This window comes from Microcystis aeruginosa LEGE 91341, assembly GCF_015206885.1.
Taxonomy (GTDB): domain Bacteria; phylum Cyanobacteriota; class Cyanobacteriia; order Cyanobacteriales; family Microcystaceae; genus Microcystis; species Microcystis aeruginosa_H.
Window position 1 is genome coordinate 1 of sequence record NZ_JADEXY010000022.1, and the last position, 21,384, is coordinate 21,384.

10 protein-coding genes are annotated in these 21,384 nt (G+C 39.6%); 5 read left to right on the forward strand and 5 right to left on the reverse strand.

Translation table 11 applies throughout. From position 1 onward, the window contains the following. Positions 1–328: 328 nt before the first annotated feature. Positions 329–1,675 (reverse strand): acyltransferase, encoded by a 1,347-nt coding sequence (locus tag IQ234_RS05410; RefSeq protein ID WP_193956324.1) that lies wholly within the window; start codon positions 1,673–1,675, stop codon positions 329–331. Positions 1,676–2,095: 420 nt separating this feature from the next. Between IQ234_RS05410 and IQ234_RS05415 the strand changes: the two genes are divergently transcribed. Further along, on the forward strand, positions 2,096–3,193 hold the full coding sequence (locus IQ234_RS05415; protein ID WP_193956325.1) for a fatty acid desaturase family protein: 1,098 nt from the start codon (positions 2,096–2,098) through the stop codon (positions 3,191–3,193). A 16-nt stretch (positions 3,194–3,209) separates the two neighbouring features. Then, positions 3,210–4,172: a DUF1702 family protein gene (locus IQ234_RS05420; protein ID WP_193956326.1), complete on the forward strand. Its 963-nt coding sequence runs from the start codon at positions 3,210–3,212 to the stop codon at positions 4,170–4,172. Between the two features lie 153 nt (positions 4,173–4,325). Here the strand turns inward: IQ234_RS05420 and IQ234_RS05425 are convergent, their stop codons facing one another. The 3 genes from IQ234_RS05425 to IQ234_RS05435 form a co-directional block, all read right to left on the reverse strand. Next, the gene (locus IQ234_RS05425) at positions 4,326–6,086 is read right to left on the reverse strand and encodes an NAD(P)/FAD-dependent oxidoreductase (protein ID WP_193956327.1); all 1,761 of its coding nucleotides are present in this window, start codon (positions 6,084–6,086) and stop codon (positions 4,326–4,328) included. Between the two features lie 51 nt (positions 6,087–6,137). Further along, on the reverse strand, positions 6,138–7,943 hold the full coding sequence (locus IQ234_RS05430; RefSeq protein ID WP_193956328.1) for an NAD(P)/FAD-dependent oxidoreductase: 1,806 nt from the start codon (positions 7,941–7,943) through the stop codon (positions 6,138–6,140). A 70-nt stretch (positions 7,944–8,013) separates the two neighbouring features. Next, on the reverse strand, positions 8,014–9,807 hold the full coding sequence (locus tag IQ234_RS05435) for an NAD(P)/FAD-dependent oxidoreductase (RefSeq protein WP_193956329.1): 1,794 nt from the start codon (positions 9,805–9,807) through the stop codon (positions 8,014–8,016). Positions 9,808–10,220: 413 nt separating this feature from the next. Between IQ234_RS05435 and IQ234_RS05440 the strand changes: the two genes are divergently transcribed. The 3 genes from IQ234_RS05440 to IQ234_RS05450 all read left to right on the forward strand — a co-directional run bounded on the left by IQ234_RS05440 (position 10,221) and on the right by IQ234_RS05450 (position 13,474). After that, a complete protein-coding gene (locus IQ234_RS05440; RefSeq protein ID WP_193956330.1) occupies positions 10,221–11,525 on the forward strand; it encodes an ABC exporter membrane fusion protein in 1,305 nt (434 codons plus the stop codon). 63 nt (positions 11,526–11,588) lie between these two features. Further along, positions 11,589–12,770, forward strand: a complete 1,182-nt coding sequence (devC, locus tag IQ234_RS05445; RefSeq protein ID WP_193956331.1) for an ABC transporter permease DevC — start codon at positions 11,589–11,591, stop codon at positions 12,768–12,770. 17 nt (positions 12,771–12,787) lie between these two features. Further along, positions 12,788–13,474 carry a DevA family ABC transporter ATP-binding protein gene (locus tag IQ234_RS05450; RefSeq protein ID WP_193956332.1) on the forward strand — a complete coding sequence of 229 codons (687 nt, stop codon included), beginning with the start codon at positions 12,788–12,790 and terminating at the stop codon, positions 13,472–13,474. Between the two features lie 44 nt (positions 13,475–13,518). Here the strand turns inward: IQ234_RS05450 and IQ234_RS05455 are convergent, their stop codons facing one another. After that, complete coding sequence (locus tag IQ234_RS05455; RefSeq protein WP_193956333.1) at positions 13,519–21,201, reverse strand: type I polyketide synthase; 7,683 nt, start codon at positions 21,199–21,201, stop codon at positions 13,519–13,521. Between the last annotated feature and the right edge of the window lie 183 nt (positions 21,202–21,384).

The window sequence follows — 21,384 nt, forward strand, 5'->3', positions numbered from 1 at the left end:
TTAAAATTCGACTGATTGTTGAGTTGCTCACCACCGTCTGTGTTTTTTCCTCGATTTGTTTTCTTAACTCGTCTAAGGTGGCATCGTTCTTTTCTTGGACTAAATCGCCCAGCAAGATAATTTGGTCCCTCTTATAGCGGTGTGCAGTCGTATGAGGTACAGTGTCACGAGCTATAAACCATGCTAGGCAAAGCTTGGTTTGTATCTCACTCAAGCGCTTACCGCTATATTATTTTTATTGGTCAGCAATAATTGTCTGTTTTTTATTTGATTTTACATGACAAGTTCGGAAGAGCCGAAAATACTTTTCAGGGTGGGTAATGATGTTTTAGTAAAGCCATTCTAATTTTCTGACTAATTCTGGCATGACTTCTTTTTGATCGCGATATTTATGGATTCTTTGTAAATTCTCATTTTGTTTTAAATTTTTGGCCAATTTACTAGGTAGATAGGCAGAATAAATTAATCCACCATTATTGGAAAATTCCTCAGTCATTGCTGATATCCAAGGAAAAGGAGGCTCTCCAAAATAACTAAAATAGAATGGCTTTGACTGATCAAATATTATATCATAAATGCCAAAGTTGACCCAGCTAGTAATAAATAATGTTCTTTTGAGTGGATTAATTCCTTCGCTAACAAACCTGTTGATTTTTTTTGTGCCTCCTTTTTCTTCAATATATTTTTGGGTAGAGAAAAAATTCATATTTAATTCTTGAAAATTATTAATTGATTCTCTTAAATCTTTAGCTATTTGGAAAACATTAACTGTATCACTAGCCGCAGCAACATTAATCGTTGAAATAAAGTTTCCCAAAAGATTTTCTGGTAATTCTATTCGGGATCTATAGTTAATTATTATTGACAGGTATCTTTCTTTATGATACTGATCGACTTCGGAGATTATACTAGACAGATGCGCGCACAATGCATCATTTATAGACAAACTTTTTTTGGTATTTTCTAAAAATGCTTGTTTCATATTATTTAATTCATTTTTTGAAAAATAAAATTGTAATAAAAACTTATTTTGTCCAGAAGAAAATATGTAAAATATTAATTTAAACAATTCTTTAATGCTTAAATATCTAACACTAGGAATAGTGTTGTTATTGTCTTTTAATTTTTCTTGGAGATACAAATCTCTTTCTTCAACAATTAGTGGCGCAGCATATTTTTTCCCATTTACTGAATTTGACCAAGCTTTCATCAGTTGCATAAATGTGTGCATATCGCCAATAGAATGATGCCAGGAAATCCCAAGACTCATTCCTCCACAAGCAAAATAGGTCAGTTTTATAGTCATTACAGGGCTTTGGTTAGATATTACTTTTTGGGGATTAATTAGATTAACAAGCCTTTCTTTCTTGATTTTTGGAAGGTCCTCAATAACATGATCTAATGAAGAGTCATCTTTAGTAATTAAGAAAATTATTCCTTGATTGTTAGCATCTATACATAAATTGTTGTTTATTTTTTTCAATCTCCCTGCAAAAATGGAAAAATCACTTAACACTATTTTTAACGAATCTGTTAATATATTCGACTCAACACTTTCTTTATAGAAGAAGACAACACTAATAGGAAGATTAGCAAACAACTGATCTATGATACCACAAGTTATTACCTGTTGAATATGGTGATTGCTTTGAACCATAAAGGTTTCTGATTTCATCACTAACTTCGTAGCCTCCGTGAACGCTTACAGACATCTCAGCCCAATTATATCTCTTTTTTGCCATTTTTAAGCGGCGATCACTAGCTACGTCGATCAAACCTGCCAGTTTTTAGTCGCACGAGTAATGGAGACGGAAACTGCAGCCGCAGTCAACCAGGTTACTCAGTCCGCTTGTGCCAGCCTACCGACTCAGGAGGCATGATCTAGGTATGACAAGTGCCGCATCGCACCTTCGGCGTGAACCCAACAAGGGCATGGACGAGTAGGTTAAATTGTCTTGTCCCCAACAAGTAGCCCGCAAGACTGAACAAGTAGCACGCTTGACATTATAACATCACGCCGCTACAATACAATTTTGAGGAAAAATGGGGCAGTTCTGCAAAATTCCTCTCTGGCAAAGCGAATGGAGTTTAGTTCGTGAAAAATAACGTTAATCTTAACTCACTGATGAAACAGGGAGAGTACGCCAAAATCTTGCGTCCCCTACTTCCTGATGAGGCTTTTGTTCCTGACCTTAATAAGGTCTTTATTTTAGGGATTAATGTTGCCATTCTGCTACTAGGTTGGGGAACTGCGTCCTACCTTGATCGATGGCCTTGGTATTTTCTATGGTTATTTGTTCCCTTAGCTTTAATTATGGGCAATAGTATCATGGCTTTGATGTTTATTACTCATGAACTCACGCACTGTAAAACCATCAAAAACCGATTTTTAAGACAAATTGTGAATCAATTAGGTTTTATGATGACCTGGCTACCTCCTACTTTTTGGAATGCACTTCACAATCGTCAACATCACCAAAACACTAATAGCCTTAAGGACCCTGATCGCCGTTATTTGTTCGAGCAACCTAATAGTTGGGGAAAATTACTTCAGGAGTGGTTTGTTCCGTCTTCAGAAATCAAAACATTGAGTTTAGTTTTAGGAACGTGTAATGTCTGGGGTATCTATATTTTTCGCAATCTTATCTCTGTTATTTTATCTAATGATGAATTATTGGGGTATGGACCAGCTCCCTTTAAAGTCTATCCCAAAGAACGAAAGGTTATTACAATTGAACTACTAATTATTTTTATAATCCATCTGAGTATTATTATTTTTTTACAATTTCATCCTGTAAAACTTTTACTCGGTTATTTTTTACCAATATGGATTGGTTATACTGGGATTATGTCTTACCTTTACACCCATCATATGCTTTGTCCTATGTCGGAAACTGATGATTGTCTAATGACTACACTCTCGGTTCGCGTTCCTCGGATTGTTGATTATCTTCATGTTAACTTTTCTTATCATACGGAACATCATGTTTTTCCGACAATAAACTCAGATTACTATCCGCTTGTGCAGCAGCTTTTAATAGAAAAATTTCCCGAGAAGCTTAACCTTATTCCGATACAAGAAGCATGGCGCTTAATGTTACAAACCCCTATCCACTATAAAGATGAGACTACCTTTACTGATACCTTAGGAACTCAATTAGTTACCCGTCCTAAACCTTGTTTAACCAAATAACCAATAGGAAAATAAAATGTTTCAAATTTCCAGAGGATTATTACGCCGACTCTTAATGGGTCGCTCCGTTGAATTATTTAATAAAAAATGGAATACAGATTTTCCTGAACCTGAAACACTCGGCAGACAGCAAGTAAAAAAGTCAGCTTTTGGGTTTCTTGGTGGCTATAATAAAGCTCTTGAATTTGGTTTTTCTCCGTTACTCATCAGCGAACTAGATGGATACAATCGTAACCTACGGGGATTTGCTTACGAAGGTGCTGGCATGGGTTTAGCAATGATTGACTACACCGCTTTGGGTAAGCGTTCACGACTTCAAGAATTTTTGGAAGGACCTGCCGCTCAATATCCAGAACTAATCCATGTAGGTGCTGGTTTTAGTATTGCCCTACTCCATAAAAATATTCATAAAACTTTATCGCAAATGCCTCCTTTCTATCGTTGGTGGGCTATGGATGGTTTTGCCTTCTGTCGTGGAATTTTTGAATGGAAAAAATGTGTCATCCACCAAGTCACTTATGGCCTTGATGGTTATTTTTTAAGAGCATTTGATCGTGGGCTAGGTCGTTGGTTTTGGTTCATGCACGATGCAGATGTAATGCGAATTGTTGATCAATTACAAAATTTTCCTGACTCTCGTCATGCTGACCTTTGGAATGGAATAGGTTTAGCTTGTACCTATGCTGGAGGAGTGAATCAAAAACAGATCGAGTTTTTAAAAGAATCAGCAAAGTCTCACGTTTCTTATTTGGCATTAGGCTCTGCTCTAGCTGCTAAGTGTCGTTTAACGGCTGATCATATCGTTGAACATAACGATTTGGCTTGTTCTATTCTCTGTAATATGTCAACTGAAGAAGTTGGACAATTAACTTTACATATTGCCAAAGAAATAAAGATTGATCCCGATGAATCAGTATTAGTTGAACAGCCGATTTTTGAAACTTGGCGTGAAGCCATCCGTTCCCAATTAACGCGGTAAACTCTCAAAAATCCTGCTAGAAAATCATGAATTATGAATGATGAACAGGAGATAAGGGAGAGATAAGCTAAGACGCATTTACAGTTTCCCGTTCCCTGTTCCCTTATCCCCCCCATAGACTAATTTAGATGCTTAACAGCTTACTATAGTTCGTTAATTCCAAGGGTGTAATTTAGGTTGATATTGATAGGTCTTAAACTCTTGGCGCATCTTTTTAATAAAAGTTTTATGGTTTAATTGACGAACTTTAAACCGATAAATTTTTTCACCAATAGCAATGTAAAAAGAATAACTTAATAATTGTGTAACTCGTATCCATGTTTTAGGAGCAAATCCCCCCCAAATTCCAAACCCTTTAAAACGAAGCTTTAAATAAAAAACAGCCAAAAAGAAAAATGTATTTTTTAAACAAAGAAGCACATTGCATTGATGAGGGTCAAGCCTTGAATTTTCTAAAAAATTATCAAAATATTTGCTAGGTCCATAACCCCAAAGTAATTGATCAGTTCGAGCAAAATCCATAATTCCTAAATTGGCATCACACTCCACCAATTGATCAAATTGTTGATGCAAATCAGAAAAAAGACTATTTTGGGGACCAGCCAAAAATTCAATTGCTTTGATATGTTCATTGATAAAGTGGAAATCCAGAAACCATTTACCAATATACATAGGCACTAAGTTACCAAACCAAAACATATTTTCCATATAAATCCGCCAACTCATTACACTAGCATGACCTAAATGTTTTTCGTGATTTTGGTAGAGCCGACTATATGAAGTAGCTGTCGCCACCATAAACTTATTATACATATCTTGCTTCTTCTCAGCTTCAGGTTCTTTGGCTAATTTAGCTCGAATTACTTCAGTCACACATTCAATTCCCAGTGCTGTTACGACTAACCCAGGAGAGTATAATGGGTCAAACATTTGAGCAGCATCACCAATAACATACCAGTTATCTTGGGAAAGATGTTGCTTGCTATTATGAGCCAAGCGAGGAAGATAATTAAAATCAATACATTGCCCACTCTCGATAAGATTATAAACAATTTCGTGGTTAGCTTTAAAAAAACTTTTTAATTTTTCTAAGGTATTGATTTGGTTGGCTGCAATAGAATTTTTATGGTGTACCAAGCCGATAGATATTTCTTTTTGTTTGGTATCAATTGGGAGAACCCAAATCCAGTGTCCAGTTCCAAAAAAGTGTTTGGTACTATAGTAACTACTAGCTGTACCGTTAATTTTATTGTAAATATTATCAAAAATATTGAGATCAATGTTCTTAACTCGAAGCCAAGCAGAACCCGTATTAATACCAGTCATCTCTTCAGAGTCTAAAATTACATTATTAAGTTTTTTCCCAATAATAAAACGACGGCCAGCTGCATCAATAACGTGCTTAGTTTTTAACTCGATAGATGCTTGATCGAGTTTTACGGTTACCGTATGTAATTGATCACAAGGAGTTAATTCTACATCGATAACACGGCCATTATAGAAAGTTGCCCCCATCTCCTGAGTCATTTGGAGAACATCCTGCTCAAATTTAGCTCGATTAATATGAAAACTATCAATTAAAGGGGTACGATTAAAACCCATATGATAATAATCATTGACGCTCTTGGTCTGAGCTTGATTTTTAGGCCAGTGATAGTTTAGTCCATACTTAGGTGCGTGATTCTCCAGTAAATATTCATGGAGAGCTAACTCTTTACACATAAACATTGAACTAATTTCTACAGTTGATTCGCCAATTTTCATATCTTTAATTGACCTTTCTGGATTCCGAGGATCAATAATTGCAACTTTAATGTTAGGGAGGTTTAATAACAAGTGCCTCGCTTGACAAATTCCCGCAAAACCGGCTCCCATAATAAGAACATCATAAACTTGCTGTTGAGTTTTATTCATGAATCTTTTTCCTTTTTTTACTAAAAGTTTTCTTGAAAAATCTAAAGAAGACTAAACACTTATTTGCTTATGCCAAGGATTTAACTTAGGTTGATGTTGATAAGCTTGAAACTCTTCTTTCGTTTTTTCAATCATCGTATTATCAGGAACATTACGATAATTAAACAAATAGATTTTCTCGCCAATTGTTGCCATTAAGCAGAAGAATAAAAGTTGCATGATTCGCCAAGAACAACGGGGAGCTAACACTCCTAAAACGCCGTAAGCTTTAAATCTAAGTTTAATATAGAACATGGCCATAAAAAATAGAGCTGTTTTCATGCCAGCATAAACATTGCAACGTTTTGGCTCATATTTTTCGCTTTCAAGATAATCATCAGCGTGTTTTAGAGGACCGTAACCCCACATTAATTGATCAATGCGACTATAATCCATCATTCCAATGTTAATTTTACGTTCAACTAATTGATCAAACTCCTCATACATCTGTGAAAAAAAGCTCTTCTTACTAAAGAAAAAAATATCACCAATGGCTAAATATTTCTGGATAAAGTCAAAATCTAAAAACCACTTGCCGACAAACATAGGAATTAAAACTCCAAACCAGACCATATTCTCAAGATAAATTCGCCAACTCATTACACTGGCATTGCCCAGATGTTTTTCATGATGACGATAAACTTGATTGTAAGAACGAGAATTGGTGACTAAAAATTTATTGTACATCTCTTGTTTTTGTGGAGCGTCAGCATCATTGTTTAGCTTCGCACGAATAACTTCTGTAGTAGATTCAATACCTAAAACTGCTAATACTAAACCTGGAGAATATAAAGGATCGAACATTTGAGCAGCATCCCCCAAAACATACCAGTTATCCTCAGAAATAATTTTTTTACTATTATGAGCGAGTCTCGGTAGATGATGAAAATCAACTATCTCACCACTTTTAATAATATTAAAAACAATGGTTTGATTGGCCTCTAGAAAACTGGTGAATTTATCTAAAGTATTGATTTGATTGAGAGGAATAATGTTTTTATGGTAAACAACTCCAATAGATAATTCTTTTTCATTTCTGTCAATAGGAAGCATCCATATCCAATGACCATGGCCAAACCAATGATTCGTTGTGTAGTAACGGCTAGCACCACCATTTGAAGGCCGATAGTTATCATAGTAAATGCTACGATCTACATTTTTGACGCGCAGCCACGAAGAGCCAGTATTGATTCCATAAAGTTGCTCAGGATCGAAAATTAAATTATCCGTTTTTTTGCCAATGATAAAGCGCCGACCAGCCGTATCTATCAGGTGTTTTGCTTTTAGTTCTATTTCTCCTTGATCGAGTTTAACTTTGACAGTATGTAACTCATCTTTGGGAGTTAGTTCTACATCGACAACACGACCATTATAAAATTTTGCCCCCATCTCTCGGTTCATTTGTAAGACATCTTGTTCAAATTTAGCTCGATTGATATGAAAGCTATCAATACTGGGAGAACGGTTCATCCAAATATGAAAATAGTCATCAGGCGTTTTCGTTTTTTCTGGATTTTTTGGCCAATGAAAACTGAGTCCGTACTTGGGTGCGTGGTTCTCAATCATATATTCATAAAGTCCAAGTTCTTTAAACAGAAAAATAGCGGTGATTTCAACCGTTGATTCCCCTATTTTTAAATCTTTGACCGACCTTTCAAGAGAGCGAGGATCAATCAGCGCAACTTTAAGGTTTGGAATATTTAATAGCAAGTGTCTAGCTTGGCAAATACCAGCAAACCCGGCTCCCATGATGACAACATCATAAACTTGTTCTTGACAAATTTTTGAGGGGGCAATGTCCATTTGAGCAAAATTCATCTTTTTTTTACCTTCCTTTTAAGTTTAGGTTAACTGTACCTTAAGAGTGCTTAAAAACTCAAGTTTTCTTTCAAGCTTGTGCCTTTTCTCCCCAAGGTTGTAGCTTAGGCTCATACTTATAATTTTTAAAATCTTTTTTCATTTTTTCAACGAAGGTATTATCGGGAAGGTGACGGGTCTTAAATAGATAAATTTGTTCTCCCATGGCCAGGTAAGCAGATAAAGACAGGAGTTGAAAAACGTAGAAAAGAGAGCGAGGAGATAACATTCCTAAGATTCCATAGCTTTTAAAACGAAATTTAAGATAATAGAGGCTCAGGTAAAACATAGTTGCTTTCATTCCTGCAAAAACATTACACCGTAGGGGTTCAAACTTAGTATTTCCTAAATAATGATCAAACTCTTTACTGGTTCGATAACCAAATAACAGTTGATCATTGCGGGTAAAATCCATTAAGCCAATATGAACTTGATCATCAACTAACTCATCAAAGTGTCTATGCAAATTATTAAAAAAACTATTTTGAGCAAAAAATAAAAAGTTGGCTATTTTCACAAAATGACTGATAAATTCTGAGTTGAGAAACCACTTACCCACATACATCGGCAATAAAACACCAAACCATAACATATTTTCACTATAAGTTCTCCAACTCATGACAGAAGCATTTCCTAAGTGTTTCTCATGCTTTTGACAAAAGAAATTATAGGTTCTAGCATTCGTCAATAAAAACTGATTAAAGTCAGCTTGTTTTTGCCGAGCGTCTGGTTCTTGAGCTAGCTTGGAACGAATTGCTTCAGTGACACTTTCAATACTCAAAGCAGTCAAAACTAACCCAGAAGAATAAAAGGGATCAAACATATGAGCAGCATCACCTAAAATATACCAGTTGTCTTGAGAGATTATTTTTTTACTCATATGAGCTAATCTGGGCAAATTATGGAAATCAACTGTCTCACCACTTTCGATAATGTTGTAAACCAAATTATGATTAGCCTTTAAAAAGGCTTGAAATTTATTGATTTTATTGATTTCAGAAGTCGGAATAATATTTTTATGATAAACAATCCCGATCGATAATTCTCTTTCATTCCTTTCAATTGGAAGCATCCATATCCAATGCCCATGACCAAAAAAATGATTCGTTGTATAATAGCGACTAGCAGCACTATTAGCAGGGTCATATCCATCGTCAAGAATTGTCCGATCTATGTTTTTAACCCGCAGCCATGAAGAGCCGGTATTAATTCCATAAAGTTGCTCAGGGTCAAACATTAAATTATCTGTTTTCTTGCCAAGAATAAAAGAACGACCAGCTGCATCAATAAGATGTTTAGCTTTCAGTTCAACTGTTTCTTTAGCTAGTTTAACTTTAACAGTATGCAACTCATCTTGAACAGTTAAATTTACATCAGCAACACGACCATGATAAAATTCTGCTCCCATTTCTAAATTCATTTTCAGAACATCTTGCTCAAATTTAGCTCGATTAATCTGAAAGCTTTCCAAAGGAGGTGGACTGGCTGTCCAGATATGAAAGTAATCTTCACAACTTTCGGTTTGAGATTGATTTTTTGGCCAATGAAAACTGAGTCCATGCTTAGGACAATGATGTTCAATGAGGTATTCGTAAAGCCCTAACTCTTTGTACATAAACATCGAGCTAATTTCGACCGTTGATTCTCCTACTTTTAGGTCTTTATCTGACCGCTCTAAGGAGCGGTGATCGATTAAAGCAATTTGAAGATTGGGAACCTTGAGTAAAAGATGTCTTGCTTGACAGACACCGGCAAATCCCGCCCCCATAACAACGACATCATAAACTTTTGGTGATACAGACACTAGATTTTCACTAACATTCATTAACTGCTACCTCTTTATGTAACCGTTGCAGGGGGAGGTGTCAATTAGCTAACCACAAAAAGACTGCCCGTTCCTGGTTTAGCATAGCGGTTCAGGAGTCGGGTGTCAAGTAGCTGACCACAAAAACACTACCTGCTGCACTCTGAGAGCCAAAGCTAGTCTGCCAGAAGTTGTACCGAAGAAAAATTAAGGTCGTGTAGGGGTTGCTATTGGGGAGTAAATCTGGTCTAATGGAAAGACAAGTGTGGTAACACAAAGCGAAGAAAAAGTTGAGAAAGCCCTCCACTGAGCGGTAGATCAGATAGCCCTTACTGTTATCTGTTCTTTTATCCCCATAGACCAAATTTAAATGCACAACAGCTTAGCCTGGTCATAGCTTCTTTAACAGAACTTTTTGAGAATTTACCTTACAAATGAAATCCCAACTTTTTGTTAAACTCAATAACCGGCTTCTCATTACCTGTCTCGGCCTTGGTACTATAGCGAGTGGGGCGGTGGCGACTTATGTAATTTGGCGCTATCAATTTTCGGATACAATATCTTCTTCAGATGTTTCATCCGTTCCGACAAAGCCGAAAGCAGTGGCGGCCTTAGGCTATGTGGAACCAGCAGGAGAGGCAATCAAGATTTCTGCTCCCGCTTTGGTAGAAGGCTCCCGCATCGACAAACTGTTAGTGCAACGGGGAGAATGGGTGAAAGCAGGCCAAGTTCTAGTGGTACTCGACAGTTGGGATAAGCTGGAAGCTTCACTGCAACAGGCGAAAGACCAGGTTCGCATTGCCCAATCCCGCCTAGACCAGGTGATGGCTGGAGCCAAACAAGGAGATATTATTGCCCAAGATGCTAGATCTAAAGAAGCCCGGGCAGAGCTAGAAGGTCAAATTATCACGCAAAAAGCGGCCATCGTCAGTTTGATGGCTCAATGGCAAGGAGAAAAAACTGCTCAATACGCTACTATTGAGCGCCTTAAAGCCGAGTTCCAAAATGCACAAAAAGATTGTCAGCGTTACCAGACTCTATCCCAGGAGGGTGCTGTCTCAGAGCAAGATCGAGATCGCTTTTGCCTGATGGCTAAAACTAGCCAAGAAAGTCTGCGAGAAGCCAAGGCTAATTTAAATCGAATTGTCACCACTCTAACAGCGAAAATTGATGAATATCAAGCTAATCTTCAGCGCACGGTGACAACTCTCGATAAAAAAATCAAGGAAAACCAAGCGACCCTCGATTCAGTAGCTGAAGTCCGCCTCGTAGACGTTCAAGTTGCCCAATCGGAATTGATGGCGGCTCAAAGTGCTGTAAAAAAAGCCAAGGCTGATTTAGATTTAGCCTTGGTCAAAGCTCCGAAAGCGGGACAAATTCTCAAAATTTGGACCTGGCCGGGAGAATTGATTAGCGATCAAGGCATTCTCGACCTCGGTCAAACCAGCCAAATGTACGTCAACACTGAAGTTTATGAAACCGATGTCAGCCAGGTAAAAATAGGACAGATAGCGAAAATAACTAGGGATGGAGTTATTAGAGAATTGCGGGGAACTGTGGCTGAGATTGGCTTACAAATTGGCAAAAAAGATGTCTTGGGAACCGATCCAGTTGCTGATGTAGATGCAAGAGTGGTGGAAGTCAAAATTCGTCTTGACCCCTCTTCTAGTAAGCAAGTCGCCGACTTGACTAATTTACAAGTCAATGTCGTAATCGATACGAGCAAAACTACCTTTTAAAATCATGAACAGTATCTGTGAATAACTTAGCCATAAATTAGCAGTCTTTAAGATGACGGAAAAATGAAAAATTTTAACTGGAAATTACCAACAGCTTGGTTACAATTACGCTACCAAAAAACGAGGTTGCTGGTAGCTCTCTCGGGGGTTATTTTTGCGGTTGTAATTATCTTCATGCAATTGGGGATTCGAGATAGTTTGTTTGACAGTGCTGTCCGGCTTCACAAAGCTCTCCGGGGAGACTGTTTTTTGATTAGTCCTCGTACCACTTCACTAATTGGTATGGAAACCTTTCCCGAACGCCGTTTGCTCCAAGCATCGGCTTTTGATGAAGTGGAATTAGTCAGTCCGATTTATTTAAGTTTTGCTCAGTGGAAAAATCCGAAAACTCGCAATTATTGGCGCAATATATTTGTTATTGGTTTTGACTTGAGGCATTCCATCTTAGATTTGCCAGGTGTGGCAGAAAATCAGGAGCAATTAAAACTTCCAGACCAGGTTCTATTTGATGCAGATTCTCGGTCTGAATTTGGACCAATTGTTACTGATTTTCAGAAAAATGGCAGGGTGGTCACAGAAGTTGGTAAAGAGGGAAATAATCGGAAAATTCAAGTAGCCGGTTTGTTTAAACTGGGAACTTCTTTTGGTGCAGATGGCAATTTAATTGTTAGCGATTTGAACTTTTTGAGAATTTTTGCTAATCGAAATCAAAGGTTTGTTAATATTGGGTTGATCCGCTTAAAACCAGGAACTAATCTAAATAAATTTTTAGATAATCTCAAAAAATACTTACCACAAGATGTCAAAATATTAAGCAAACAAGAACTAATTGACTTCGAGAAAAATTATTGGCAAATTAGTACGCCAATTGGCTTTACTTTTAATCTGTCTGCTACCTTGGGTATTATTGTTGGTAGCATCGTTGTCTATCAAATTCTCTACACAAATGTTGCTGAACACTTATCTGAATACGCCACCCTAAAAGCGATCGGGTACCGACACCGCTATCTCTTGTCGATGGTTTTGCAACAAGCTTTATTGATTGCTATTTTGGGATATATTCCTGGTTTTTTGATTTCCCTGATTCAATACCAATTTATTCAACAGGCAACTTTATTGCCAATTCAAATGACGATAAGCCGCTCTTTATTTGTCTTTTCTTTAACTGTTACTATGTGTTTTTTGTCAGGAATAACTGCCGTCGGAAAACTCAAAGATGCAGATCCAGCTGACATTTTTAAGTAAATATTTTAGGAGAACAGATGAAGCCAATTGCTATTAAAAATCTCAATCATCACTTCGGAAAAGGTAATTTAATTAAACAGGTTTTGTTTGATATTAATCTCGAATTATCCCAAGGAGAAATCGTGATCATGAGTGGACTATCAGGGTCAGGAAAGAGTACATTGCTATCTTTAATTGGAGGATTACGTTCAGTCCAAAAAGGAAGCATAAAAAACCTAGGCAAAGAATTAAAAGGGTCCAGTGAACAACAACTGGTAGAAGTTCGTCGCCAGCTTGGCTATATTTTTCAAGCACATAATTTATTACCTTTCCTAACGGTTCAGCAAAATGTTCAAATGTCTATTGAACTCGATGACAATCTAGATAAACAGCAGACTGATGAGCGAGCAAAAGTAATACTTAAAGAAGTTGGCCTAGAAGAAAGAATAAACTACTATCCTGAGAACCTCTCAGGGGGACAGAAACAAAGGGTAGCGATCGCCCGTGCCTTGGTTCATCACCCCAAATTAATTTTGGCTGACGAACCAACAGCGGCTTTGGACAGCAAGACAGGTCGAGATATTGTCTGCCTAATGCAGCGTCTCGTCAGAGAACAACAATGTACTATTTTGCTAGTCACTCACGACAATCGCATCTTAGATATTGCCGACCGCCTCCTTCACATGGAAGATGGTCGACTAATTGAAGTCAATAGAGTTTGTTGAAGGCGTTGCCTCTTTGCCGAATGATTTAGTCCACTTTCCGCACTTTATGATAAGTCGCAGTAATTGGATAAAGCTTCTTTAACTCGATGGGGTAAAGGTGCTGGTTCATAAGTTCTTTTTTCTGTTGCAACTAACCAGACGGTAAATTGTTCGCCAATAGCAACTTTTTGTTTTTTTCCCTCCGGGGTGATTCGGAAATATTCAAATCTTAAACCCATCCCACACTCGGAGATTGATTGGAGAGACATAATTACCTCAATGGAGTCAAAAGGAAATGCTTCTCGCAAATATTTAACCTCACTGTGCCCTGTCCGAAATTCTCCTTGACTTTGAGTTCTTTGATAGTAGTCTGGAATTAATTTATAAATAAATTGATCGAGAACTCTGCCTTGCCAAATCCCGTAAGTAGCAAAATTAATATTCCCCATTGCATCACTGTCTTCTCTAGAGGTTTTGAAGATCTCTTTGTGTAAAAATAGACCTGGATGAGGCCCAGTCGGCAATTGATAAATCTTTTTGCCCATTTTATCAGATTTTGGTACAGGTTGAAGAGTAAAATCTGGAAGATGAAGCTGCTCGACAAAATTTTGCAGAAAAGCGGGTAAAGCTGTTGGCTCAGAGCTAAAGTTAGGAGATAACTGAACCCAAGTCATTGTCAATTTACTTGTCGCAATCCGTTCAAACTCACCATTAGGAAGCAGTTTGAGCCAATCATAATAAAAATTAACGGTAGAATTGGCTGATCCTGAAACATTTCCAATCCAAATACGGGCTTCCAGAATATCTTGGAGTCCTGCCTCGCCAAAAATCTCAACTTGAGCGTGATTAGTCACCATCCCGCAGTTTCCAGTCGCCAATTCCTCAACTAGAGCCTCCCGCAACGGCCACATCGCCAGATCTCGAACATTGTCTATCCAAGCAAAAAATTGAGAAAAATAAACTGTTTTGCTAAAATTCGCCGTGTGTTTATGAGAAATTGGCCAGCGAACGACACAAATTTTAGAATTATCGTGGGCAATGTTAAGACGATAAATATCAGAAGGTTGAACGCCCTGATCGAGCCTTGAGGTGGTAGAACAAGGGATAAAATCTCTGGTTTCTGGGGGGATATTGAACGCCTTAACCACCACTGCCACAATTCTTGGTGCGCCGCGAGTCAAAACTATAGGAAAAGTGAGAACACTTAAAGAGTAACCTTCAGCCGTTCCCACAAAAAGAATACTATCTTCGACTTGATGACTCAGCGTTAGATCAATGTTTTGAAGATTTATGGCTTTGCGTAGAGCTTCGAGCGCTCCCCAAATCCGAGTTCCTGCAACATCTACTGATTCCGCTTGACGAGAAAGTAGTAACTGCCGCATCAAGGGTTCACGGGCATTTCCTAACAAGGCTAACCAATCAGCTTGAGAACGGTGAGTGATTGGTGCCAGATCACATCCTTGAAGAAAGCGATCGGACACACAGAGACAAAATTGATCATCATGAGATAAAGAGATTTCTAATGAGTCTTCTTTTAGCCCCTCAACAACGGGTTTTCCTGAATCAAGCCATTTGATTTGAAATGGTTGAGATGTTTGTTTTTTGAGCGTTTTCTCAAAAATTGGCAGTTCGCATTGATGACGTTCTTCAACAGATAAGCGATGTAACCCTGGAAGATAAACGAGAGACAACGCAGGAACCGCCACTTTTAATTCTGGCGATCGTCGATACAGTTGAGATTGAAGTCTTTGTTCATCTCGCTCACTAGGATCAGCAATTTCTTCGGCTGTCGGATAATCTTCACGGCGTTCAAGAACACGAACTTGATAACCCTCAAGCTTTTCAATAACTGCCCCCTCTGGATTCATCGCTAAAACAGTCGTATTGTACTGTCGGTCTTTTTGACCTTGGTTGATCGCTAGACCAAAACAAGACTCTGACTCGTAGGCATTAAATTGGTTAATTTCAAGGCTCTCGATTCCAATCGGTAAACAAAGATATTGAGGAATCATCACCTGTACTGAATGGATTAAAGAATCTCGGTAATAGGGATCTCCTAAAATGAACGGCCCATCAGCCCGATCTAAATAGTCTTTTTCCCTCGCAGAACTATGAATCCCTTTCTGTGTGCGAAAGAGGATATGACGAGAGTCTAAACTATAAATCTGCTCTAAGCGTTGAAAACGAGGACCTTGAAACAATAACCAGCTATAGAGATCTTGAAGGGGATCGAGATCGAGAGGTGTTGAAGGCAGTTGTCTTTTCTCCAGAGGAATTTCCTTTGTTTGGCCAAAGACAAAGTCAGCCGCAAAATGCGCTAGGGCAAATCCTGTTCGTTCTGTTCTAATTTCAGCGCGAACTCGTATCGGCTCTTGAGCCGACTGTCGTTCCAGTACCTCAGTCCGAAGTTCAATTTCTACTCCGTTTTTGGGGTCAACAACGATTGGCCTTTCTAAACGAATATTCTCTAAGCGAACTGATAAGAGGTTTTCTTTTCTTAAAGTATAAGCTACCGCTTGGGCCATAGCTTCCAGACCAAACACGGTAGGGAATAGATAAGAACCTTTGTAAATATGGTGTTGAACGTAGGAATCCCGTTTTAGAGTAAGATGGCTGCGAATAACGCTTTCTACGCCAGGTTCTAGTATCTCTATCTGTTCTAGAAAAGTCAGTCTTGTTGGCGGTGCTGTTCGTTTTGTCAGCCAAGTATCAAAATTTCCTTTGAGAGAATCTAGATTACCGAGTCTTGCTGCAATTACGACTTGAGCATCTCCCGGATCATTTTCTACCAGTTCAACAAAACGACTGACTCCTTCTGATACCGAGATCGCTTCAATCCCCCTACGGGCTAGACTTTCTACTGCATTCATCCGCGCTCCCATGCCTACGTCTGCCCAGATACTATAGGCAAGGGAAATAACCGCTGTTTTGGGGTGTTCTTGCTGAAAACACCGGAGAATTAAATCTAATGCTTCATTGGAGAAGCTATACCAAGTATTTCCAGGCAGTCCCAACACCGAACCAATTGAGGAAAAGCCAACAATTAGCTTGGGCGCTTTGTTTTCTAAAACTCCCATAAGATTGAGAAGCCCTAAGATTTTGGGAGTAACTTCTTGATAAGCTTCTTCTAAAGGACATTGTTCGACCTTTTGAGGGCGGTTAATAGCGGCTCCATGAATGACTCCTGTAATCTGTCCGAGTTCTTGTTCAATCCTGGCGACAAGGGTTTTGACTGACTCAATATCAGCAATATTACAGGAATAATAGTGACAAGTTAGTCCTTTCTCTTGAAAACGTTTGAGAGTCCTGGCAATCTCTGCACTCCGGGGACTGGGGGAATTTTCCTCAGGATGGGAAGAACTACCGACCAAAGCCATAGGAACGCCTGTTTTTTCGGCTAAGGCTAAGGCACACTCGGCGGTAATCCCTTTGGCTCCTCCAGTAACTAGGAACACATCTTCAGCAGACCAAGTTAAATTACGAGGAGAATAGCTGGCTCGGTCTTGAACTTGCGGTCGCGGAATTCGTCGGCAGAGTTGTTCATCATAACCGACAAGAAGATAGGCTTGCGGTTGAGAGATTTCCTCGATAATGCGTTGAGCGATCGCAGATAAAGAAAGCTTTAAGGATAAATCAATCACCCGCACTTTGAGATCGGCGCGTTCTAAATGGAGGCTGGCGGCAAAACCGACACTACAGCTTTGCTCGAGAGGTTGGCTCCCGATTCTTACTTTTTTACGATTCTGACGATCTTGGTTGAAAATTACGGCTTGAGGATTCTGCCCTCTTTTGCCAAAATAGCCTCCGCCAAACTGAACATAACTGACGCTAGTGTACTGACGTTGATCCTGAGAAGCTAGAGGAGGTGTTGCTACAGATTGTAGTCTAGCCATTGCTTTTTGGAGACGGTTTTCTATAGAAAGATTTTCTTGAGGATGGCGAGGAAAAATGGCAATAAAGTGACTAATTTTTACATTTTGCCTGAGAGAAAAGTCACTCTTTGCCTGAACAACCTCATGACTCATTGCACTGAAATTAACAATTTGGACTTGAGATCCTTTCGTTTGCAGAACTTGACTAAGAGCCTGGGCGACATCAGTTTCTTCGACTTCGCAAACAATCACCACCTTCGCCTTTTCCCAGTTATCCTCACAGAACAGATTAGCCGTTTCTAATTCCTGATTCTCCTCGGTTTCTCTTGTCTGACTGATCACATTATTATTGGCCGCAGTTTCTTCTAACACATATTCAATTACAAAATTGCGAACCCAAGGATTTAAATCTCCTAGAGGGAGCTTGGTTTTATTTACCTGAGATAAACTAACTGGCCGGTTGGTTAGGGCTGTACTCGCCTTACTCGTTGTCAACTGTGGCGAATTTTGCTTGATCTCTGTCTTCGGTAATTGTTGCCTGTTGTTACTATAATTATTGTTGGTCTGTTCTCCAATTAAAGGACGGAAAACTTCTAGGATTTCTTGTAAACTAGCATTAGCTAGACTGGACGGATCAATTTGACCAGCTACACCACATTGAGAAGCCATAGCGGCCACTAATTCTGCTCCTTTGATCGAGTCTAAATTGAGATCGTCAAGTAATTTGGCATCTAAGGTAATACTGTCTCGTGGATATTCAGTTTGCTGAACCACTAAATCGATAAGAATTGCTTCCAGCGATAAAGATAGTGGTTGGCTATTCACGGGAATTTGTTGAGCAATGCCTTTGTCGGCATTATCATCGATACTTTGAAAAATCTTTAAAGAATCAATCTTAGTGCTGAAATCTTCAGATTCTTGAAACTTATTAGTCAGTAACAATGATTTTAAATCGACTAGGTGCTGATTATCAGCGATGGCAGAGATTTCTTCTTCAGACACCTGAAACGGTCTTTCGCAGAGGTTTTGAATAAACACCTGTTCCTGTGGAGCAACAAAAGGCCGGATCAGACGATTTTCATAAACTTCTTGCCAATGAACGTCACCACCGAGGACAAAATAACTACCTAAAACAGTGTTGAGGTCGCGATCACGTCCAGCTTTTGACTCCAAGGGAAGACAGAAAGGCTCGTTAGCTGTCGTATTCGCTTTTACCAAGTCAGAAAGTATCTTACCCGGGCCCACTTCAATCATCAAGTCAGATGACGATGTCATCGCCTTAACCATAGAAATAAAGTCAACTTGGGCGACAATTTGATCAGCAAAATGGTTTCGCAGCTCTAATCTTGCTTGTAATTGTTGGCCGTTAACACTGGAAAACAGCGATACTGACGGTGAGACCAATTGTTGAGGAATGAGAGCGCTATCCCTGAGTACCTTCGCTGATGGCAGCATCAGCCGCGAATGGAAGGCGTTGGACACGGGTAATTGACGAGTTAGGATATTTTTCCTCTCAGCCCGACTGATCGCCTCGGTAATACCCTCTAGCTCTCCAGAAATGACCGTTTGACTGGGACTGTTAATATTGGCAACGACTACATAACTGGGAATTCCTTCTAATAAGCTTTCAGCAGTTAAGCGATCGCATCCTAAACTGGCCATGGTTCCAGGCGGTTGTCCTGATGTCGAGGTTGCCCTTCCTCGGATGGCCGCAAAACACAGGAGAGTCTTCTCGTCATAAGCTCCAGCAGCCTGAAAAGCGGTTAATTCTCCTAAACTATGACCACCAACGGCAACAGGGTTAATGCCTAAGCGAGCGAGATAACGTTGCCAGAGTAGCGAAGTCAAGCAAATCGCAGCAGAGGCAATGGGAGCAGCCGTTAACGCTTTTAACCACTGTTGGATTTGTTGCTGATCTTTGGCTCGTTCTAGGTCATGGTAAATGTAGGGACTGATGGGGTCAAGTTGTTGCTCCTGCAGCCATCGATCCGCTTGGGCTAGAAATTCTTGCGCCCAACTATGGCGTTCCACCAAAGTTCGAGCCATGTTTAAAGCTTGCGATCCTTGACCGGGAAACAGAAAAGCGACACGGTTGCGCTTAACCCGATTACCGAGCCATAAGTCTTTTGGCACAGATGTCCTCACCTCCCCTGGACTCGGTGGCTGCTCCTTGAGGATTTGTTGTAATTTTTGCAGTTGTTCTCCTAAATGTTTGGGAGTTTCAGCGATCACTGCGGCGCGAATCGGTTGGGAGGGTTGCAGTTGTTGAGTTAAATGAACGGCTAAGTCGGCCATTTCTGCCAGACTCATTTTTTGTGCAATGGGATATAATTCTTCAATTTGTTCGATTAAAGCCTCGTTCGAGCCAGCATTTAGCACAAATAGCTCTGTTTCTTGCTGAGAAACTAATAAGGCCCGTTCATTAAGGGAAGATTTTAAATAAACCGAGGGAGGATCGCCAGAAGTCAGGGTTACATGGGCATTAATCCCGCCAAATCCCATCGCTGAGACTCCAGCCCGCAAAATATCGCTGGTGGGACGAACTGCTCCACTGATGACAGGATAAATGGCTTGAGCGGTGGTTTCAAATACGGGGTTAAGTTCCCTGCAACCAGCAGTGGGAGGGATCACCCGTTGATTAACTCCCATGACTGCCTTAATTAAACCGCCTATTCCTGCGGCCGCTTTAGTATGACCGACAATGGATTTAAAAGAGGTAACGCCAACAGAACGGGGCGCAATTTCTCCATCAGCCGCAAGCGCTAGGGTAATTCCTTCTAATTCTGTGCGATCGCCTAAAGGAGTTCCCGTTCCATGTCCTTCAATAAAATCTAGTGCGTGGCTGCTATAGCTTGCTTGTTCGTAGGCACGACGCAGTGCTTTGGCTTGACCAATTTGGGAAGGTGCTGTCAGACCGCCTTTGCCATCAGAGGAAATCCCCCATCCTTCAATAATCCCATAAATATAATCTCCAGCCGCTCTAGCTTCTTCTAGACGTTTGAGGACAACAAAACCACTGCCTTCTCCTGGAATAAATCCACTGGCCTGGCGATCATATACTCTCATCTCATTGGCGGTTAGTGCTTCTGCTTTGGCAAAACCAACCAATTCAAAGGGATCTAAACTGATATCCACGCCTCCTGCTAAAGCTATATCCCATTGTTGGTTAGCTAGATGGGTACAAGCTGTTATGACAGCAATGAGAGAGGAAGAACAAGCACCATCAACGGTATAACCGCCTCCATCTAAGTTGAAAAAGTTACAAATTCTCCCAGCAATAGTATTAGACAAGTTACCAGCTAGGCTATCTTCATTAATGTTGGGAAATACAGATTTATAGAGCTTTTCCATTAGCTCTTCCAAAACTCCTAAGCTTTCTGGGAGAAGACCTTTTATCCGAGCGGACTCCCGCAAACTTCGGCGCACAAACGGCCAGCGCATTCGCATAGATAGAGAACGACTTTGCTCACCCGTTAAGGTATTGCCTAAAATGACTCCAGTCTTGTCAGTAGGAATATTTTCTCGCGTATAGCCAGCATCTTCAAAGGCTTTTATCGCGACTTCAAGTGCTAACCAATGGGCAATATCTGTTGTCTCAAATGCTTTTTTAGGAATTCTTCTCTTCGCCCAATTAAACCTAAAACCGTCTATGACTGCCATCTGATTGCCATAGGTTTTATCGGGAGTTTTACGGTCAAGATCGTAATAGTCAACTAAGGGCAATCTTGCATCAGGTGTTTCTCGAAATTGCTGTCGTCTTGCTAGGATATTCTCCCAAAGTTTTTGCAAATCATTGGCTCCAGGGTAATAACATCCCATGCCAATTATTGCTATCTTAGTAGTCTCATTAGCCCAAGAATATGAACGATCTAGCATGAGAAAATATACAGCATGAGAAAATAGGTAAATGAAGGAAAAACAGCTTTGAGCTAGTGCTACATTGGCTTATAGCGTTTCTGATTCACAAGAGGTACATTCCTGATTCTGAAAAGCTTAATCAGCAAAGGTTTAAGTGTGCCGCACAGATGTGAGAACTGCTATAAGCTGTTTTTCAAGTAC